Consider the following 18,977-nt stretch of genomic DNA (forward strand, 5'->3'; position numbering starts at 1 on the left):
TATCTTTTCTAAGGTCACCTTCGGGTGGCCTTTTTTATGGACGCAATATGCCAACAGCAACCGCAATTAAGGGCCGTAAAGGGGGCAGCTCAGAGGCCCGCACGCCAGTCGAGCAACCGGATGATCTACAGTCGGTCGCTAAAGCAAAGCTGCTCTTCGCACTGGGTGAGGGAGAGTTCGGTGGTGGGCTGACCGGCCAGACTATTTTCGTCGATGGCACGCCGGTTGAGAACGCAGACGGATCGAGCAATGTCAGCGGCGTTTACTGGGAGTTCCGACCGGGTAACCAGGCGCAGAGTTATATTCAGGGTCTGCCAGGCACTGAAAATGAAATCAATGTGGGTACCGAATTACACAGCGCGACCGCCTGGACGCACACCTACACCAACACGCAGCTGTCAGCGGTGCGCGTGCGCCTGAAATGGCCTTCGCTGTTCAGGCAGGAAGATAACGGTGACCTGGTGGGTAACTCGGTTAAGTACGCTATCGAACTGCAGACCGACGGCGGAGCATTTAAAACGGTGCTGGATACCGCTGTGACCGGCAAAACCACCTCGGGCTACGAACGCAGCCACCGCATCAATCTGCCGCAGGCCGGGACCTCCTGGACAATCCGCGTTCGTAAGCTGACCGCCGATGCCAACAGCGCGAAGATTGGCGATACGATGACGATCCAGAGCTATACGGAGGTTATCGACGCCAAGCTGCGTTATCCCAATACCGCATTGCTGTATATCGAGTTCGATTCCAGCCAGTTTAATGGCTCTATACCGCAGATTGCCTGTGAACCAAAGGGGCGGGTGATCCGGGTGCCGGATAATTATGACCCGATAACCCGGTCATATTCCGGCACATGGTCAGGCGTATTTAAATGGGCGTGGACGGATAACCCGGCATGGGTTTTCTATGACCTTGTGCTTACTGAGCGCTTTGGACTGGGCAACCGGCTGACCGCCGCGAATATCGATAAGTGGGAGCTGTACCGGGTTGCGCAGTACAGCGACCAGCTGGTGCCGGACGGTAAGGGCGGCAGCGGGACCGAGCCGCGCTATAAGTGCGACGTGTACGTACAGAGCCGCAACGAGGCCTATACCGTGCTGCGCGACTTTGCGGCCATCTTTCGTGGCATGACCTACTGGGGCGGCAATCAGATTGTTGCGCTGGCCGATATGCCGCGCGACGTCGATTACAACTACACCCGCGCCAACGTTATCGACGGTCTGTTCAACTATTCCAGCAGCACCGCGAAAACGCGCTATACCACCGCGCTGGTATCCTGGTCCGATCCGGATAACGCTTATGCGGATGCGATGGAGCCGGTATTTGAACAGGAGCTGGTTGCCCGCTACGGCTTCAATCAGCTGGAGTTGACCGCTATCGGCTGCATCCGTCAGTCGGAAGCAAACAGAAAAGGGCGCTGGGGCATCCTGACCAATAACAAAGACCGCATGATAACGTTCGGTGTTGGTCTCGACGGTATGATCCCGCAGCCTGGCTACATCATTGGTGTTGCCGATGAGCTGTTGTCCGGCAAGGTGACCGGCGGGCGCATCCGTTCGGTAAATGGCCGCGTGATTACCCTGGACCGCAAGCCCGATGCAGTGGCCGGTGATCGGCTTCAGCTTAACCTGCCTTCAGGAGCCTCACAGGGCCGCACCATTCAGTCCGTCAGTGGTAATGCTGTCACCGTCAGCACCGCATACAGCGAAACGCCGGAAGCGGAAAGCGTGTGGATTGTGGAGTCAGACACGCTTTACGCGCAGCAATACCGCGTGGTGAGCGTTTCAGATAACAACGACAACACGTTCACCATTACAGCTGCTTATCACGATCCGGATAAGTACGCCCGGATTGACACCGGCGCAATCATCGATCAGCGCCCGATAAGCGTTGTCCCGGCTGGAAGCCAGTCGGCACCGGCCAATATCCATATCAGTACTTTTGATGTGGTGAGCCAGGGCATCAACGTGCAGACCCTGCGTGCGGCGTGGGACGACGCCGCCAGCGCCATTTCGTACGAGGCGCAGTGGCGGCGAAATGATGGCAACTGGATCAGCGTGCCGCGCAGCGCCACCACTTCCTTTGAGGTGCCCGGTATTTACGCCGGTCGCTATGTGGTGCGCGTCAGAGCGATTAACGCCGCCGAAATCTCATCGGGATGGGCCTACTCAGAAGAGAAAACGCTGACCGGCAAAGTGGGTAATCCACCAAAGCCGGTTGGCTTTAAGGCCGATCCGCTGGTGTTTGGTGTTCAGCTTACGTGGGCTTTTCCGGCGGGCACCGGTGACACGCTGAAAACCGAAATCCAGTACGCCGAAACGTCAGACGGGTCGGGAGCGCTGCTGCTGGCGGACGTACCGTATCCGCAGCGGAAATATCAGCAGATGGGGCTGAAGGCCGGGGTCACCTTCTGGTACCGGGCGCAGCTGGTGGACAAGACCGGTAACGAAAGTGGCTTCACTGACTGGATTATGGGGCAGTCCAGCACCGACATAGATGACATCATCGGGGATATCGACGAAAAAATTAAAGAATCGGATGCCTTCAAGCAACTTATCGCGCCCGTTAACACCAATATTGAGGGGCTTCTGCAATTAGCGCTTGATTCAGATGCGTCAGTGACACACCAGATGCAAGCCAGCGGTAAAAACAGGGCCGATATTCTTGAGGTCAGAGAAACGGTCGCCACCAACGACAGAGCCTATGCGCAGAAGTTTGAGCAGGTGCAGGCAAGCGTGGGTGAGAATACCGCCGCCATTCAGCAGACGTCTACTGCACTGGCCGACACGGAAGGCAAGCTGTCGGCGCAGTACAACATCAAAGTTGCTGTTGACGCCAATGGCCGGCAGTACGCTGCAGGGATGGGGATCGGCGTTGAAAGTACACCATCAGGAATGCAGTCGCAGGTTCTTTTCCTCGCTGACCGGTTCTCGATAATGAACGCCATCAACGGCACCGCTTATTCTGTTTTCCTGGTGGAAAATGGTCAGATATTTATGCGTGACACCATCATCAAAGACGGGACGATAACTAACGCGAAAATCGGCAGTCACATCCAGTCCGATAACTACAGCGCCAGCGCCAAAACTGGATGGAACCTGAGTAAAGACGGCCTGCTGACTATGTTCGGTAATGGAGGCAGTAGCGGATATGTCCAGCTGGATCAGGACGGTCTGGCGGTTTACAACGCAGATGAACTCACGGTTGTTTTAGGGAAAAAAAGATAATGTCTTACGGCGCACAGATATTTATCAACGGCACGTCTTTTGACGTGCTGAATTCTATGGCTGCAAATTACATGCTGGACTTTATTACGGGAGGCGCAGGGACAAGAACATACGACATACCGGAAGGAAAAGCGTTGAAAACTGTCACCTACACGACCGGACCTAACGACGCCACGCCGCCCACCGTGACTGTCTCAGGCAAAACGGTAAGCTGGTCGGCATCGGCAAACTATACCATTCTCGTTTATGCGGGGGCGTGATGGCCGAATATACGTTAGAGATAAGGAATGACGCGGGGGAGTTTTTTGCCTCACCTGATTTTACTCCCCTGGTGCTGACGCAGGTTATCGACAGCGGCGACATCGCGCACGCCGCCACGCCCGGAAGGGTGTTTATGACGAACGTCCCGGCGTCGCGTAAGTGCGTAATATTCTGTAAGCAGAATTACGATCTGGTTTCCTGCCTGTTTGAGGTAATAAACTCGGGAGGATATAAAGCGATAAGGCTTCACGGCAGCGCTGGCTCTACGGGTTACAATAACCTCAATTGTCGCTTTTATGTCTTTTCGGATTTTGTTGCGTGGTCGCCGGACTACGGAATTTATATTTATCGTAATAAAACGATGGTTTATTCCGGCAACTGCCTCCCGCTCACAGTGAAATACTACACGCGGAATAATAACATCAAAGGGAAAGCCTGCGCTGCAATTGGTGGCTTTGCAAAGGTGGAGCTGTACGGCATTCCGGGGAGTAATCCTCCGCAGGTAACGTATGCGCTCTTCTGTTATGCAGGATATTCAGGAGGGCTGAGAGAGCTTCCTTATAACGTCAGTACTGCAGGGACAACCAACCCGCCAGCCTTCAAGTCAACGGCTGGTTGTATCTATATCGAAACTGAAATCTACGACCAGTATTACAGACAATCACTTGGATTAAATTAAATCTCAACCCGCTACAAGGCGGGTTTTTTATTGCCCGGAGAAAACTATGCCAGCAGGCACTATCGCTTTAAGAAATAATACCGCTACTGTAACCGGCACCGGAACGTCATTTACCACTGAGATTAAAGCCAATGATTTCATCGTCGTGATTATTGGGCAGGTTACCTACACGCTGGGCGTCAAGTCGGTCAACTCAAACACTTCCGTAACGCTGATCCGCAATTTTGACGGGCCGACATCATCAGGTCTGGCCTGGACAGCCATACCAAACGCAACCCTGGTCGGGATTACTGCTCAGGTGGCTGCTGATACAGCGAAGGCCATTCGCGGGCTGAATCTGGATAAAGTGAACTGGCAGCAAATACTGACCGGTACCGGAAACGTGACCGTCAATCTCCCTGATGGCAGTGCGTTTTCCGGGCCTGCATGGGGTGGAATCAATGAAGAGCTGAAAGGTAAGGCACCACTGACAAATGGAGTTGTAGCCGTTAAGGACGGTGGTACAGGCGGGAAAACTCAGGCTGATGCCAGAAAAGGGCTGGGACTGGGTACGGCTTCAGTTGTCGATATTATGACGCAGTCTGATGATGCTACAGGCGGACGAGCGATGACGGTCGGTGCATTCGGGCTTGGCGCAACTACCGCGCCGACAGCACCGACTGATATGTATTCACTTACCCGATGCGGGGTGTATGCAGCACCGGGGGCGGCGGGTATTAATTACTTCGACCAATATTCGCCGGTTCTGGCGATGGTCCGTTATGACAATATTGTCACCTACTTGCAAATATCACCCGCGAGTGGCCGCGCTGCAGTCAGGGGGCAGAGTGGCGGTAAGATGACAGGCTGGAACGAGCTGTACACGACCGGTAATACAACCCGAAGCTCAGACGGGACGTTGAAAGCTGCCTCACCAATTGCGCGCGTTGTTAAATCTCAGGAATTTTCCGCTCGCGAAGATATAGCCGAAAGTGGTTTCGAGTGGTGCGGTTGCGGAACGGCGAATGAGGAGGCGCGGGGCATAGCTATCAGTCGTCAGGATACGGGCGTTTATACTGTAGACGGTTCGCTAGGGCTTGCTACAGAAGGCTGGCGAATGATGCCGCCGCGTGACCCGGACGGTTCCGGTGATTTGGGTATCGTTGAAGCGGAAGAGGATGAAAACCACGTCATTACGATTCGACTGTATCGCAAGAAATACATGCTCACTGACGACGGTGAGATGGTGCTGACAAAGGGGAATCTTATTGATGTGCCAGCCAACAGCTGGATCGATATTCGTCTGGATATGACACCGATAGATAACGAGCAGCCTTGACATAAACAGTAATAAAAGTACTCCTGTTAAAAAGAACCCGCGCACGGTGAGGGTGAGCGGGTTAATTCATGCCAATTCATCATGTGTCAACTGGAGTGGATACGTGCAGCTCCTGAGTCAGACAAAATAAAGGTAGCTGCTAACTATGGATCTGACAATTTTTTTAATGAATCGATTTTTGAGATTTAACAAGCGTTATCGGCCAGCAGGCACAAAAAACCCGGCGCGGTGGCCGGGTTGGTCATTAATGGAAGTGTGCTTTTCTTGCTGTTTGAGATGTTAAAATAGTGAATAAGTTTGCTATTCCGGCTGGGGTCGGTATCGATGATAATCGATTTAAGAACAACCCAACCGGGATAGCTATAGCAAAGCAGACCCCAATAAACGCCATAGAAAGAATCGATGTGATTGGATTTCTACTTATGGCCATCTTAAGGCATTGTTCAAAAGCAGCATCATGAAGCTTTTGGTTGGTTCTGGCTATGGGTTTAGCATCTATTTTCTTTTTTATAACAATCATGTACATCAATAAAAAAGGTGTAATTATTGCAAAAAGTGGCAAGCTGTACCATTTCCTAGAGATTTTATAATCCAGCAATAAAGAATCTTTGTCTTTTTCAGAAACCGATCTGTCAGCAAAATATTGCTCTAGCAGGGAGGCTGCGGCAGCCTGGTATTTAAGAGCTCGTTTTCTACAAAGAACCCAGTAAAACACAACCAGAAGAGCAAGGGCAAATGCAAGTGTAAGATTAATAATCATTTTTTCCTCCCCTTTTTCTTTGATTTCTTGTGGTTGGCCAAGACTTGTTTATCTATAGACTTCTCTTTATTAAAGATAGTTCCGATAGTATAGATTAAATAGCAGATAGTGAATGGCACCATCATCATCAGTGCCAAGGCAACTATAGGGCACTTATCATACAGGAATTCCCACCAAAGCCTTAGCTGTTTGATGCTTTCTGGCATACCACTTAGATCAATGTCACCACTAAAAAGAGAAAAATTCATCTGCAAATCCCATCGCAAACGTAGAAATTAGCTCTAAACCATAAGTGTTTATCGGTAGCTTCATAACAAACTTGAGGTCGCATCTTTTCGTCCTCACCCGAGCGTCTCTTCCGGCTACTACTCGCCAGCAATACGCTGCTTCATTTCACGCTTATGTTTATGGTAATCCTCTCCGCATTCAGCAGAGCAGAATGCGGTATCGGCAACTACCGGCTCTTCTTTGCACCAGATACAGTTTCCATCGCGGCTTACTAATCGTGGTTTACGTGCTGACAGAGAAGCAGACAAATGTGCTTCTTGCCGCTCCTGTGCCAAATCTGCATCATCCATAAAATATCCTGTCAGTGTTTTTTTTATTAATTTCGCCCATATGCTTTCGCGAAGATCTAGCCATTGCAGATATTTTAACTCAAAAATAATGCAATATTTAATGGGAATTTATTCAGGGTGGATGAATGATCAGGTTGGGCTGAAGATCTCAGTCCGTCGTATCCGTTTTGGCTCACTATCTACATATCCATCAAGGTGCTGACTGATCACGATTTACATCATCCGATTTAAGCAGAACAGCCTGACACTTTCGCAACGCACGGACTCCTCGCATCTAAATTCACCCGTATCTCAACGCCCTACCAAAACCTGTCCTTTAGTCACTTGATCAATCCTCCCGATCAATAATACTGTATATGCATACAGCAATTATCAGGCTAATCATTCATGGCAAGACGATACGAAATCGACGCGGCTTTCCGCTCAGCCGTCAAAATCAACCCGCGCACCGGGCGAACGGTCACAACAAGAGACTTCACGACAGAGCTGGCTAAGGTCAACTGGCACTGGACGCTCGCGGAGGCCAACCGCTGGATAGAGCACCACGTCGATCAGTTCAGGGACATATCCACCCAGGAAGGGGATGACAGGACATTCATGCTGTTTAACCCGAACGTGAGGTAACTATGGGATTTCCATCACCGGCTAACGATTACATTGAGAAGCGCCTGACGATTGACGACTTCGTTGTTGCTAACCCGGCATCGACGATGATTTGTGATATCGGGGATCGGCTACTTGTCATTGACCGCAGCGTGCCACCTAAAAGCGGCAGCATGATTTATTACGAGCTGATGGGGGAATGTGGGGTCGGAAAGATAATGGGAAGGAGCCTGATAACGCCTGACGGGGAAGCGTTCGAAGGTTCTGTGCTGGAAGAACTGGAAGTGGTAGGCGTGGTGACGGCTGAGATTTTAAAAATGCATGAACCCGACAGGCCGATAATTTAGGTTACTCTTCATAATAAATCTTCATCAGGTTGCATGTCGTCGAATTCTTTCGTGAAGTCGGGTAACAGTGTAAGATGCGTGCACATAAATGGTGGGTACATGACAGAAAGTGTCCATAGCTGTGTCCATCGAGAAGCAATCACCGATTTTAAATGCGAAAAAATTCATATAAATGAAGCACATACGAAATTTCTCCATCATCGCTCACATTGACCACGGTAAATCGACGCTTTCTGACCGTCTGATTCAAATCTGTGGCGGTTTGACCGAGCGCGAAATGGCTGCGCAGGTTCTGGATTCAATGGATTTAGAACGTGAGCGTGGCATTACGATTAAAGCGCAGAGCGTAACGCTCGATTACAAAGCACTGAACGGTGAAACTTACCAGCTCAATTTTATCGATACGCCGGGCCACGTTGACTTCTCTTATGAAGTTTCGCGTTCGCTGGCCGCTTGTGAAGGCGCGTTATTGGTGGTTGATGCAGGACAGGGCGTTGAAGCTCAGACCCTGGCGAACTGCTACACCGCTATGGAAATGGATCTGGAAGTGGTGCCGGTGCTGAATAAGATCGATCTGCCGGCGGCCGATCCCGATCGCGCTGCTCAGGAAATCGAAGATATCGTTGGTATCGATGCCACCGATGCGGTGCGCTGTTCTGCGAAAACCGGCGTTGGCGTACCGGAAGTGCTGGAACGTTTAGTGCGTGATATTCCGGCGCCGGAAGGTGATGCGGATGCGCCACTGCAGGCGCTGATCATCGACTCATGGTTCGATAACTACCTTGGCGTGGTTTCACTGGTGCGTATTAAAAACGGCACCATGCGCAAAGGCGACAAAATTAAAGTGATGAGCACCGGTCAGGTGTATAACGCCGATCGTCTGGGTATTTTTACCCCGAAACGTGTTGATCGCGATGTGCTGAACTGTGGCGAAGTAGGCTGGCTGGTCTGTGCGATCAAAGACATTCTCGGTGCGCCAGTGGGCGATACCCTGACTCAGTCGCGTAATCCAGCGGATAAAGCACTGCCTGGCTTTAAAAAAGTGAAGCCGCAGGTGTATGCCGGTCTGTTCCCAATCAGCTCTGACGATTATGAAGCCTTCCGCGATGCGCTTGGCAAACTGAGCCTGAATGACGCTTCACTGTTCTATGAGCCAGAAAGCTCTACCGCGCTGGGCTTCGGCTTCCGCTGTGGCTTCCTCGGCTTGTTGCATATGGAGATCATTCAGGAGCGTCTGGAACGTGAATACGATCTGGACCTGATCACCACCGCACCGACGGTGGTGTATGAAGTGGAAACCACCAGCGGTGAAACGGTGTACGTTGACAGCCCGTCGAAGCTGCCAGCGCTGAATAACATCGCTGAACTGCGTGAACCGATTGCAGAGTGTCATATGCTGCTGCCGCAGGAGTTCCTCGGTAACGTGATTACTCTGTGTATCGAGAAGCGCGGCGTGCAGACCAATATGGTTTATCACGGCAACCAGGTGGCACTGACTTATGAAATTCCGATGGCGGAAGTGGTTCTCGACTTCTTTGACCGTCTGAAATCGACCTCACGCGGTTATGCGTCGCTCGATTACAACTTTAAGCGTTTCCAGACTTCTGACATGGTACGTGTCGACGTACTGATCAACGCCGAACGTGTTGATGCGCTGGCGTTGATTACCCACCGCGAAAACTCGCAGTATCGTGGCCGTGAGCTGGTGGAAAAAATGAAAGATCTGATTCCACGTCAGCAGTTTGATATCGCTATTCAGGCGGCGATTGGCACGCACATTATTGCCCGTTCAACCGTTAAGCAGTTGCGTAAAAACGTGCTGGCCAAGTGCTACGGCGGCGACGTCAGTCGTAAGAAGAAACTGTTGCAGAAACAGAAAGACGGTAAGAAACGTATGAAGCAGGTCGGTAACGTTGAGCTGCCTCAGGAAGCGTTCCTCGCTATTCTGCACGTCGGAAAAGATAGCAAATAAGGAAATCGGTTAATGGCTAATACTTTCGCCCTGATCCTGGCACTGGCAACGTTGGTGACCGGCATCATCTGGTGTATCGATAAGTTCAAATGGGCGCCTGCGCGCCGTGCGAAGCAGGCTGAGGTGCGGGCGCAAACCGGCACCGCTGTCGATGAAAAAACGCTGGCCAAAGTGGCTAAACAGCCGGGTTGGGTCGAAACGGCAGCCTCGGTATTTCCGGTGCTGGCAGTGGTATTTATTGTGCGTTCGTTTGTTTACGAACCCTTTCAGATCCCTTCCGGTTCAATGATGCCAACTTTGCTGATCGGTGATTTTATTCTGGTGGAGAAATTTGCCTACGGAATTAAAGATCCGATCACCCAGACTACGCTGATCCCGACCGGGCATCCGAAACGTGGCGATGTTGCGGTGTTTAAATACCCTAAACAGCCGAGTGTGGATTATATTAAACGGGTAATCGGCGTGCCTGGTGACCGTGTCAGCTACGATCCGGACAGCAAAACGCTGACGATTAATCCGGCCTGTGATAATGGCCAGCCTTGCGACAAAGCGCTGGCGGTGACTTACACCGACGTGCAGCCAAGCGGCTTTATTCAGACCTTCAGCGGTTTTGATAGCAATGAATCCGGCAGCGGATTCTTCCAGGTACCGCAGGGCGAATCGATGAAGGGTGGCCTGCGCCTCGCCACGCGTGAAGAAACGCTGGGTGACGTGAAGCACAACATTCTGATGACGCTTCAAGTGCCAAGCCAGCCGGGCGCGTATTATCGTCAGCCGGGCCAGCCACAGTCAACGTGGGTGGTGCCGCAGGGCCAGTACTTTATGATGGGCGATAACCGCGATAACAGCGCAGACAGCCGTTATTGGGGCTTCGTTCCGGAGAAAAATCTGGTCGGTAAAGCGACGGCGATCTGGATGAGCTTTGAGAAGCAAGAAGGTGAGTGGCCGACCGGCGTGCGTTTAAGTCGTATTGGCGGTATTCATTAATTGCGCCCGCAGTGATGCGGGCAACAAAGATTTAAAGGTTGGCTTCCTGCGGGAAGCCACTGCAAACGAAACTGTTTAGTGTTGGTCTTTCAGTCAGCCCTGTTCCGTGTGCAGAATAATTGACGCATTCTTGAAATTGGTAACGCATGAACCCCATCGTAATTAACAGGCTGCAGCAAAAGCTGGGCTACACTTTTACTCATCAGGAATTATTGCAGCAGGCATTAACCCACCGTAGCGCCAGCAGCAAACACAATGAAAGACTCGAATTCCTGGGTGATTCCATTCTTAGTTATGTGATTGCCAATGCCCTTTATCACCGTTTTCCGCGGGTTGATGAAGGTGATATGAGTCGTATGCGCGCCACTCTGGTGCGGGGAAATACCCTGGCGGAGATGGCACGCGAGTTTGATCTCGGTGAGTGCTTACGCCTTGGGCCGGGTGAACTTAAAAGCGGCGGCTATCGTCGTGAGTCGATTCTGGCGGATACCGTCGAAGCATTGATTGGCGGCGTCTTCCTGGATAGCAATATCCAGACTGTCGAGCAGCTGATTCTGAACTGGTATCAGTCGCGTCTCGACCAGATTAGCCCGGGCGACAAACAGAAAGATCCAAAAACGCGTCTGCAGGAGTATCTGCAGGGTCGTCATCTGCCGCTGCCATCCTATTTGGTGGTGCAGGTACGTGGCGAAGCGCATGACCAGGAATTTACTATTCACTGTCAGGTTAGCGGTATGGCAGAGCCGGTGGTGGGCACCGGATCAAGCCGTCGCAAAGCTGAACAGGCAGCGGCCGAACAGGCGCTGATCAAGCTGGGACTTGAATAGGTGAATAACAAACTAAAATCAGCTGCCAGTCAGGCGCTGATCAAGCCAGGACTCGAATGAGCGAACAACAGACCCATTGCGGCTTTATAGCTATTGTAGGCCGCCCAAACGTTGGAAAATCGACACTGCTGAACCAGTTACTGGGGCAGAAGATTTCCATCACCTCGCGTAAACCGCAAACCACCCGTCACCGTATTATGGGTATTCACACTGAAGGCGCTTATCAGGCGATCTATGTGGATACGCCGGGCTTGCACATGGAAGAGAAGCGCGCCATTAACCGTTTAATGAACCGCGCCGCCAGCAGCTCTATCGGTGATGTTGAGCTGGTGATCTTTGTGGTTGAAGGCACGCGCTGGACCGCTGACGATGAAATGGTGTTGAACAAGCTTAAAGATGGCAAAGTGCCGGTGCTGTTGGCGATCAACAAGGTTGATAACGTCACGGATAAAAGCATTTTGCTGCCCCATATGCAGTTCCTCTCACAGCAGATGGACTTTATGGATATGGTGCCGATCTCTGCCGAAAGCGGTAAGAATGTCGATACTATTGCCAGCCTGGTGCGTAAACGTCTGCCGGAAGCGATCCATCACTTCCCGGAAGACTATATCACCGACCGTTCGCAGCGCTTTATGGCCTCGGAGATCATCCGTGAAAAGCTGATGCGTTTCCTCGGTGCTGAACTGCCGTACTCGGTAACGGTTGAGATTGAGCGTTTTATTACCAACGAACGTGGCGGCTATGATATCAATGGCCTGATTCTGGTTGAGCGTGAAGGCCAGAAGAAGATGGTGATTGGTAACAAGGGTGCCAAGATCAAAACTATCGGTATTGAAGCGCGTAAAGATATGGAAGATATGTTCGAGGCGAAAGTGCACCTTGAACTGTGGGTAAAAGTGAAGTCTGGTTGGGCGGATGACGAACGTGCGCTGCGCAGCCTGGGCTACGTTGACGATCTTTAAGCGCTAAATGGAAGGCTGGCAACGCGCGTTTGTCCTGCATGGACGCCCCTACAGCGAAACCAGTCTGCTGTTAGATCTGTTTACCGAAAGTCACGGTCGCGTGCGGGTACTGGCGAAAGGTGCCCGCTCAAAACGCTCCAGCCTGAAAGGTGCTTTGCAGCCTTTCACCCCGCTGCTGATTCGTTGGGGTGGGCGCGGCGAAGTGAAAACCTTACGCGGTGCCGAAGCGGTGTCGCTGGCGTTGCCGCTAAGCGGCATTACGCTCTACTGCGGCCTGTACGTCAATGAGCTGGTCTCCCGCGTGCTTCAGCACGAAACCGCCTTTTCTGAACTGTTCTTCGATTACCTCCATTGCATCCAGTCGTTAGCGGCTGCCAGCGGTTCACCTGAACCCGCGCTGCGCCGCTTTGAGCTGGCGATGCTGGGCCACCTTGGCTATGGCGTTGATTTTCTTCACTGCGCAGGCAGCGGGGAAGAGGTAGCCGATGAGATGACCTACAGCTATCGTGAAGAGCGAGGTTTTATCGCCAGCATGGTGGTTAATAACCGCAGCTTTACCGGCCGCCATTTGCGCGCGCTGTATGAGCGTGAGTTTCCGGATGCCGACAGTTTACGCGCGGCGAAACGCTTTACCCGCATCGCGCTAAAACCCTATCTTGGCGGCAAGCCGCTTAAAAGCCAGGAGCTTTTTCGTCAGTTTGTGCCGAAAAAACGCGCAGACGCATCGCCACCCGCCGGGGAATAGCAGCAGGTCATACCGCCTCTGGCGCTGAACGTTGTAAACTGCATCTAACGTTGGCAAAAAATTTGAGGATTGTCATGGCTGAGTTGTTGTTAGGCGTCAATATCGATCACGTGGCTACCGTGCGTAATGCGCGTGGCACCAACTATCCCGATCCGGTTCAGGCGGCTTTTGTTTCCGAACAGGCTGGCGCAGACGGTATTACCGTTCACCTGCGTGAAGATCGTCGTCATATTACCGACCGCGACGTGCGCATTTTGCGTCAGACCATTCAGACGCGGATGAATCTGGAGATGGCGGTAACCGACGAGATGGTCGATATTGCCTGTGAAATCAAACCCCATTTTTGCTGCCTGGTGCCGGAAAAACGTCAGGAAGTCACTACGGAAGGGGGGCTGGATGTTGCCGGTCAGCTGGAAAAAATCAGCGCTGCGGTAACGCGTCTGAACGCGGTCGGCATCCTGGTTTCACTGTTTATCGATGCGGATGAAGCGCAAATTGATGCAGCCGTGGCCTCCGGTGCACCCTATATTGAAATCCATACCGGTGCCTATGCGGAAGCCGAAGAGGGTGCGGCGCGTGATGCTGAGCTGGCCCGAATCAGCCATGCTGCTACTTATGCGGCGGGTAAAGGCCTGAAGGTGAATGCCGGACACGGGCTGACCTATCATAATGTGCTGCCAATTGCTGCGCTGCCGGAAATGCATGAACTGAATATTGGTCATGCGATTATTGGCCGTGCGGTAATGAGCGGGCTGGCAGATGCGGTGAAAGAGATGAAGCAGCTGATGCGGGAAGCGCGACGCTAATGGCTATTCTCGGCCTCGGCACAGATATCGTTGAGATTGCGCGCATTGAAGGGGTGATCTCTCGTTCTGGTGATCGCCTTGCCCAGCGGGTGCTGAGTGCCAATGAGTGGGCGCAATATCAGGCACATAAGCAGCCGCTGCGTTTTCTCGCCAAGCGTTTTGCCGTCAAAGAAGCCGCTGCCAAAGCTTTTGGTACGGGGATTCGTGGGGGTTTAGCATTTAATCAGTTCGAAGTGTATAACGATGAGCTGGGCAAACCTGGGCTGCGTTTTTTCCAGCATGCAGCCGAAGTGGCAGAGAAGCTTGGGGTCAAACATGTGCACGTGACGCTGGCTGATGAGCGCAACTATGCCTGCGCAACGGTGATAATCGAAAGTTGAGTACGGCTATACCGGCGGCGTTACTGCCGCCGTTGTTGCATCATCAAAGCGGATGATGCAGCACCACAAACTTCTCCCACAGCGCTTCTTTTGCTTCTATATGCAGCGGGTCAGTAATGATGGTGTTGTCGATCGGGCAAACCTGCTGGCAGGTTGGCGTGTCATAGTGGCCAACGCATTCGGTGCAGCGATCGACATCGATCTGATAGATCTCATCTCCCATCGAGATCGCCTGATTCGGGCACTCCGGCTCACACATGTCGCAGTTAATACAGCGCTTGGTTATTAATAAAGCCATTTCAATATTTACACTTAAATCGATTTAAAATCAGTTGGTTATATACTGTTAAAATCCTTTTCAGCAGCACACACGGCAAAAGCTGATCGGATTACCCTCATATATGAGCACAGTATATCAGTCGGCAAAAAACAGGGATTTTCTGTGTCGCAGACGTTAACACAAAAAGAAATTGCCCCCAATGATCCCCGTCATAAAGCAGCCTTCTCGCGAGCGGAGGAGTGTAAGCCCAATTCCAGCATGCCCTTGTGGATGGCTTGAGATTTGGCAAGCGTTTTGCGTTGCTGAAATGCAAACCAGGCGGCCTCGCATCTCACAGTTAAAACATTTTTTGGTGATCGGCCGCGGCATAACCCTCTCAATCAATAACAGGATTAAATGCGCGGGTGTTATACGCCGCACGGCTAATCAGACCAACTTTTTCACCAGCTCTTCACTGTGACGAATATGGCTGGAGGCGCGCTGCGGATCGTTCTGAACCAGCGCCATAAACAGCAGATCGGTCAGCGCCAGCTGAGCGGTGGTCGAAGAGATGGCTGCGCTGCGCGTGCTTTGCTCCTCCGCTACCGTATACAGGCAGTGGGATGCACACTGTTGCAGGGTATTTGGCGTAAAGCCGGTAAATGCCAGCACGCTGGCGCCGGCGCGCTGTGCCTCTTGTGCGGCAAGATTAATTTCACGTCGTTCACCGGTATAGGAGATTGCCAGCAGTAAGTCGCCGGTGCTCAGCGCCTGCACGCTGGCCAGCAACGCGTGCATATCCTGCTCTGCCACCGCGCTGATACCTATTTTCATCAGCTTCCATGAAAAATCTTTTGCGACCAGCCCGGAAGCGCCGATACCAACCAGCACTATACGGCGTGCCGATTTCAGCAGCCGCAGAGTCTCCAGCAGTTTTTCTTCACTGTTAATATCCAGCGTTGCGCGGATTGCCGACTGCTTTTCGGCAAATAACTTTTCCCCCACCACTTTGAGCGGGTCATCGCTTAAAATTTGGTTGTGTACAGTGATCGCATCTTTTTCGGCCAGCGACTCGCTCAACGCCAGTTTCAGCGCCGGAAAGCCTTTATAGCCCAGCTTTTGCGCGAATTTAACCACGCTGGACTGACTGACGCCGGACTCTTCCGCCAGCTTTTGCGAGCTGAGATGACGCGCGCGATCCGGCTGTGACAGCAAAAAATCCGCCAGTCGCCGTTCGTTCAGCGCCAGTGTGGGATACAGCTGACGAATGCGCAGCAGTGAACTCATTCTGTTTTCCTCTGATTGGTGCGACCTGATGATAATCATGAAGCCCTGAATATGAATAACTTAGTCTAGTGTGCCACACTGTGCGATCCATGATTAAAGCAGGTAAAAAGGTTAAGTGGTATGGAAACATCATCGGCATAAACCCCGATCGGCTTTACCGCTTCTGACTACACTTGTTACTGTAACCCTGACGATGGCGACGCAGATTGCCTGATTTATGGATTTATTGTCCTGAGGAGAGAGGTTTGACTAAGGGAACACCAAGGCGCGTAGTATTTTTTGATTTAGACGGTACGCTGCATCAACAGGATATGTTTGGCACTTATATGCGCTATCTGCTGTGGCGTCAGCCGATCAACCTGTTATTAGTGGTGCCTTTGCTGCCAGTGATAGGGCTGGGGCTGTTAATAAAAGGTCGTGCAGCCCGCTGGCCGATGAGTCTGCTGCTGTGGTCGATTACCTTTGGTCACAGCGAAGCGCGATTACAGCAGCGCGAAAAAGCTTTTGCCCAGTGGTTTCGCCAGCGCGTGACGGCCTTTCCGGTGGTGCAACAACGCCTGAAGGAGTACCTCAGCAGCGAGGATGCCGATGTCTGGTTGATCACCGGGTCGCCGCAGCCGCTGGTTGAGCAAGTTTACTATGACTCGGCGTTTCTGCCGCGGGTGAAGTTAATCGCCAGCCAGATGACGCGCGGTTATGGCGGGCGGGTACTGTCGATGCGCTGTTTAGGCCATGAAAAAGTTGCGCAGCTGGAAGAGCAGATTGGCACGCCGCTACAGCTGCACAGTGGTTACAGCGACAGTAAGCAGGATAACCCGCTGCTGTTCTTCTGCCAGCATCGCTGGCGCGTGACCCCGGAAGGTAAGCTGCAACAGCTGGAATAAGCCGGTCAATTCTATGGGCGGCGTTCTCGTCGCCTGTAACAGCTTTCAGTTAGTCTCCCCGCAGTTTTATGTATAATGCCCCGCGCTTTTTGCCACTGGAGACTCAGGTGACCGATTACAACGATGAATTTTGGATGCGTCATGCCTTAACGCTGGCACAGCGTGCCTGGGATGAAGGCGAAGTGCCGGTCGGCGCGGTGCTGGTGCAAAACAATCGGGTGATTGGCGAAGGCTGGAATCGTCCTATCGGGCATCACGATCCGACAGCCCATGCGGAAATAATGGCGCTGCGTCAGGGCGGAAAAGTGCTGGAGAACTATCGTCTTATTGATACCACGCTGTACGTTACACTTGAACCTTGCGTGATGTGCGCCGGTGCTATCGTACACAGCCGCATCGGACGTTTAGTATTTGGCGCGCGCGATGAGAAAACCGGCGCTGCGGGTTCATTGCTTGATGTGCTCGGTCATCCCGGTATGAATCATCAGGTTGAAATGACCGAGGGGATTCTGGCGCAGCAGTGTGCCGGAATGTTAAGTGATTTTTTCCGCATGCGTCGTGAACAGAAAAAAGCGCTGCGCAAGCCGGTAAATCAGTAAGGCGACACGCTCGCGCCGCCTTACCTATTAATGCATTGCAATATCCGGCTGCACCGCCGGATAACCCTTGCCCAGCTCCGCTTCCAGCGCCGCACGCTGCGCAATTTTCCGCTCCTGCTCCTGCAGGTATCCTACCAGGCTAATCTGATATTTACGGATATTTTCTACGTAAGCATAGGCTTCATGGCCGCGTGCATAGCCGTAGGTGGTCTGGCTGTAATAGCGTTTCTGACTGAGCATTGGCAGACGCGTCTTTACGTCGGCCCAGCTGTCCGGATTCCCCTGCTGCTTTTCAGTCAGCCGGCGCGCATCCAGCATATGCGCGTATCCCATGTTATAGGCCGCCAGCGCAAACCAGATGCGTTCGTCCTCCGGGATTGTCGATGGCACTTTTTCCATCATCCGCTGTAAATATTCGCTGCCACCACGAATGCTCTGCTCGGGATCAAGCCGATCATCGACATTGAGGCTGTCCGCTGTGTTGCGCGTCAGCATCATCAGACCACGCACGCCGGTAGGAGAGGTCGCCTGCGGATTCCAGTGCGACTCCTGATAGGAGATAGCCGCCAGCAAGCGCCAGTCAATATTGCTGGAATATTGTTTAAACAACGGTTTGATATCCGGCAGGATATCGTCGATGGCACGCAGGAAGGTGCGGGTATCAACGTAGTCAAAGGTGCCGACGTGGCCAAGATACTTCTCTTCCAGTCGCGCCATGCTGCCTTCTTCACTCATCTGACTGAAGAAGTCCAGCATCGCTGCATCGAGGCTATGATCCTCATCGCGCTGCAAATACCAGGTTACCGGCTCTTCATCGGTAATATCAAAAGCCACGGCCAGCTGCGGATGAATGCGTTGCAGCAATCCGACAGTCACGGAATCGCCGATGGTGTATTCGAGTTTGCCGTCAGCTACCGCTTCCAGCAGCGCCTTTGGGCCTTGATCGGTCGAGATGGCCCAGTCGAGATCGGGATACTCGTTCTCTTTGATATTGCGCAGTGTGGATAAGTAGGCGGAGCCGGAAGCTACCGTCAGACGTCCTTTCAGATCGCCGAGGCTTTTTGGTCGCGGCTTCCCGATACGGTACACCAGCTGCTGTGAAACCGAATAGTAAGCAGGACCGGCGCGGAACCGCTCCAGTCTTTCACTGTTATAAATCAGTCCGGCAGCCAGCAAATCCGCTTTATCATCATCCAGATCGTCAAACAGGTCGCTGAGGTTCTGTCGAACCGTCACTTCCAGTCTGACACCGAGATAATCGGCGAAGCGTTTTGCCAGCTCGTAATCCATACCCGCTGGTGATTTATTGATGGTGAAATATGTTAGCGGGGAATTTATCGTGCTGATGCGTAGTACGCCCCGCGATTTTATCTGTGCAATTCGGTCTTCCGAACTCCCGTACCAGGGGATCGACGGCCACAGCGCAAGCGCGAGCAGCACGGTGATCAGCCCGATCAGCAGATAATTAATTTTTAGGCGTTTCAAATAGTTATCTC

General features: G+C 52.3%; 21 protein-coding genes. 15 read left to right on the plus strand and 6 right to left on the minus strand.

The features are described from left to right. Window positions 1–47: 47 nt before the first annotated feature. Genes ACP3TC_RS05060 through ACP3TC_RS05075 form a run of 4 tightly spaced genes read left to right on the plus strand, consistent with a single transcriptional unit; the run spans window position 48 to window position 5,485 of the window. Window positions 48–3,227: a host specificity protein J gene (locus ACP3TC_RS05060; protein WP_426817685.1), complete on the plus strand. Its 3,180-nt coding sequence runs from the start codon at window positions 48–50 to the stop codon at window positions 3,225–3,227. After that, entirely contained in the window at window positions 3,227–3,487 is a 261-nt protein-coding gene (locus ACP3TC_RS05065; RefSeq protein ID WP_426817686.1) for a hypothetical protein, read from the plus strand. Before ACP3TC_RS05060 ends, ACP3TC_RS05065 begins: the two co-directional genes overlap by 1 nt. Continuing rightward, a complete protein-coding gene (locus ACP3TC_RS05070; protein ID WP_426817687.1) occupies window positions 3,487–4,167 on the plus strand; it encodes a hypothetical protein in 681 nt (226 codons plus the stop codon). The genes ACP3TC_RS05065 and ACP3TC_RS05070 overlap by 1 nt, the downstream gene beginning before the upstream one ends. A 46-nt stretch (window positions 4,168–4,213) precedes the next feature. Then, complete coding sequence (locus ACP3TC_RS05075; protein WP_426817688.1) at window positions 4,214–5,485, plus strand: phage tail protein; 1,272 nt, start codon at window positions 4,214–4,216, stop codon at window positions 5,483–5,485. A 244-nt stretch (window positions 5,486–5,729) separates the two neighbouring features. Here ACP3TC_RS05075 and ACP3TC_RS05080 read toward each other — a convergent pair whose 3' ends face one another. From ACP3TC_RS05080 to ACP3TC_RS05090, 3 genes are all read right to left on the minus strand, one after another. After that, the gene (locus ACP3TC_RS05080; protein WP_426817689.1) at window positions 5,730–6,245 is read right to left on the minus strand and encodes a hypothetical protein; all 516 of its coding nucleotides are present in this window, start codon (window positions 6,243–6,245) and stop codon (window positions 5,730–5,732) included. Further along, complete coding sequence (locus ACP3TC_RS05085; protein ID WP_426817690.1) at window positions 6,242–6,493, minus strand: hypothetical protein; 252 nt, start codon at window positions 6,491–6,493, stop codon at window positions 6,242–6,244. The genes ACP3TC_RS05080 and ACP3TC_RS05085 overlap by 4 nt, the downstream gene beginning before the upstream one ends. A gap of 117 nt (window positions 6,494–6,610) precedes the next feature. Next, window positions 6,611–6,823 (minus strand): hypothetical protein, encoded by a 213-nt coding sequence (locus ACP3TC_RS05090; RefSeq protein WP_426817691.1) that lies wholly within the window; start codon window positions 6,821–6,823, stop codon window positions 6,611–6,613. 387 nt (window positions 6,824–7,210) lie between these two features. Here ACP3TC_RS05090 and ACP3TC_RS05095 point away from each other — a divergent pair, with 387 nt between their 5' ends. From ACP3TC_RS05095 to acpS, 9 genes are all read left to right on the plus strand, one after another. Next, window positions 7,211–7,447: a DNA polymerase V gene (locus ACP3TC_RS05095; protein WP_313852463.1), complete on the plus strand. Its 237-nt coding sequence runs from the start codon at window positions 7,211–7,213 to the stop codon at window positions 7,445–7,447. Window positions 7,448–7,449: 2 nt separating this feature from the next. Continuing rightward, a complete protein-coding gene (locus ACP3TC_RS05100; protein WP_426817692.1) occupies window positions 7,450–7,773 on the plus strand; it encodes a hypothetical protein in 324 nt (107 codons plus the stop codon). A gap of 172 nt (window positions 7,774–7,945) precedes the next feature. Next, window positions 7,946–9,745 (plus strand): translation elongation factor 4, encoded by a 1,800-nt coding sequence (gene lepA, locus ACP3TC_RS05105; RefSeq protein WP_313853223.1) that lies wholly within the window; start codon window positions 7,946–7,948, stop codon window positions 9,743–9,745. Window positions 9,746–9,757: 12 nt separating this feature from the next. Continuing rightward, on the plus strand, window positions 9,758–10,732 hold the full coding sequence (gene lepB, locus ACP3TC_RS05110) for a signal peptidase I (RefSeq protein ID WP_426817693.1): 975 nt from the start codon (window positions 9,758–9,760) through the stop codon (window positions 10,730–10,732). 146 nt (window positions 10,733–10,878) lie between these two features. Further along, a complete protein-coding gene (rnc, locus tag ACP3TC_RS05115) occupies window positions 10,879–11,559 on the plus strand; it encodes a ribonuclease III (protein WP_313853221.1) in 681 nt (226 codons plus the stop codon). 56 nt (window positions 11,560–11,615) lie between these two features. Continuing rightward, complete coding sequence (gene era, locus ACP3TC_RS05120; protein ID WP_313853219.1) at window positions 11,616–12,521, plus strand: GTPase Era; 906 nt, start codon at window positions 11,616–11,618, stop codon at window positions 12,519–12,521. Window positions 12,522–12,528: 7 nt separating this feature from the next. Then, window positions 12,529–13,266, plus strand: a complete 738-nt coding sequence (gene recO / locus ACP3TC_RS05125) for a DNA repair protein RecO (protein WP_313853217.1) — start codon at window positions 12,529–12,531, stop codon at window positions 13,264–13,266. 74 nt (window positions 13,267–13,340) lie between these two features. After that, on the plus strand, window positions 13,341–14,072 hold the full coding sequence (gene pdxJ, locus ACP3TC_RS05130) for a pyridoxine 5'-phosphate synthase (RefSeq protein WP_313853216.1): 732 nt from the start codon (window positions 13,341–13,343) through the stop codon (window positions 14,070–14,072). Then, complete coding sequence (gene acpS, locus ACP3TC_RS05135; protein WP_313853214.1) at window positions 14,072–14,452, plus strand: holo-ACP synthase; 381 nt, start codon at window positions 14,072–14,074, stop codon at window positions 14,450–14,452. Before pdxJ ends, acpS begins: the two co-directional genes overlap by 1 nt. A gap of 43 nt (window positions 14,453–14,495) precedes the next feature. Here acpS and ACP3TC_RS05140 read toward each other — a convergent pair whose 3' ends face one another. Both ACP3TC_RS05140 and ACP3TC_RS05145 read right to left on the minus strand, forming a co-directional pair. Beyond that, entirely contained in the window at window positions 14,496–14,750 is a 255-nt protein-coding gene (locus ACP3TC_RS05140) for a YfhL family 4Fe-4S dicluster ferredoxin (RefSeq protein WP_426817694.1), read from the minus strand. Window positions 14,751–15,158: 408 nt separating this feature from the next. Continuing rightward, window positions 15,159–15,998 (minus strand): MurR/RpiR family transcriptional regulator, encoded by an 840-nt coding sequence (locus ACP3TC_RS05145; RefSeq protein ID WP_313853210.1) that lies wholly within the window; start codon window positions 15,996–15,998, stop codon window positions 15,159–15,161. A gap of 245 nt (window positions 15,999–16,243) precedes the next feature. Here ACP3TC_RS05145 and yfhb point away from each other — a divergent pair, with 245 nt between their 5' ends. Together yfhb and tadA are read left to right on the plus strand one after the other, a co-directional pair. Further along, window positions 16,244–16,882, plus strand: coding sequence for a phosphatidylglycerophosphatase C (gene yfhb / locus ACP3TC_RS05150; protein WP_313853208.1), 639 nt, complete (start codon window positions 16,244–16,246; stop codon window positions 16,880–16,882). A 68-nt stretch (window positions 16,883–16,950) separates the two neighbouring features. After that, complete coding sequence (gene tadA, locus ACP3TC_RS05155; protein ID WP_313853206.1) at window positions 16,951–17,481, plus strand: tRNA adenosine(34) deaminase TadA; 531 nt, start codon at window positions 16,951–16,953, stop codon at window positions 17,479–17,481. Window positions 17,482–17,508: 27 nt separating this feature from the next. Here tadA and mltF read toward each other — a convergent pair whose 3' ends face one another. Continuing rightward, window positions 17,509–18,966 carry a membrane-bound lytic murein transglycosylase MltF gene (gene mltF, locus ACP3TC_RS05160; RefSeq protein WP_313853204.1) on the minus strand — a complete coding sequence of 486 codons (1,458 nt, stop codon included), beginning with the start codon at window positions 18,964–18,966 and terminating at the stop codon, window positions 17,509–17,511. Between the last annotated feature and the right edge of the window lie 11 nt (window positions 18,967–18,977).

The organism is Winslowiella sp. 2C04, assembly GCF_050037805.1.
GTDB lineage: Bacteria > Pseudomonadota > Gammaproteobacteria > Enterobacterales > Enterobacteriaceae > Erwinia > Erwinia toletana_A.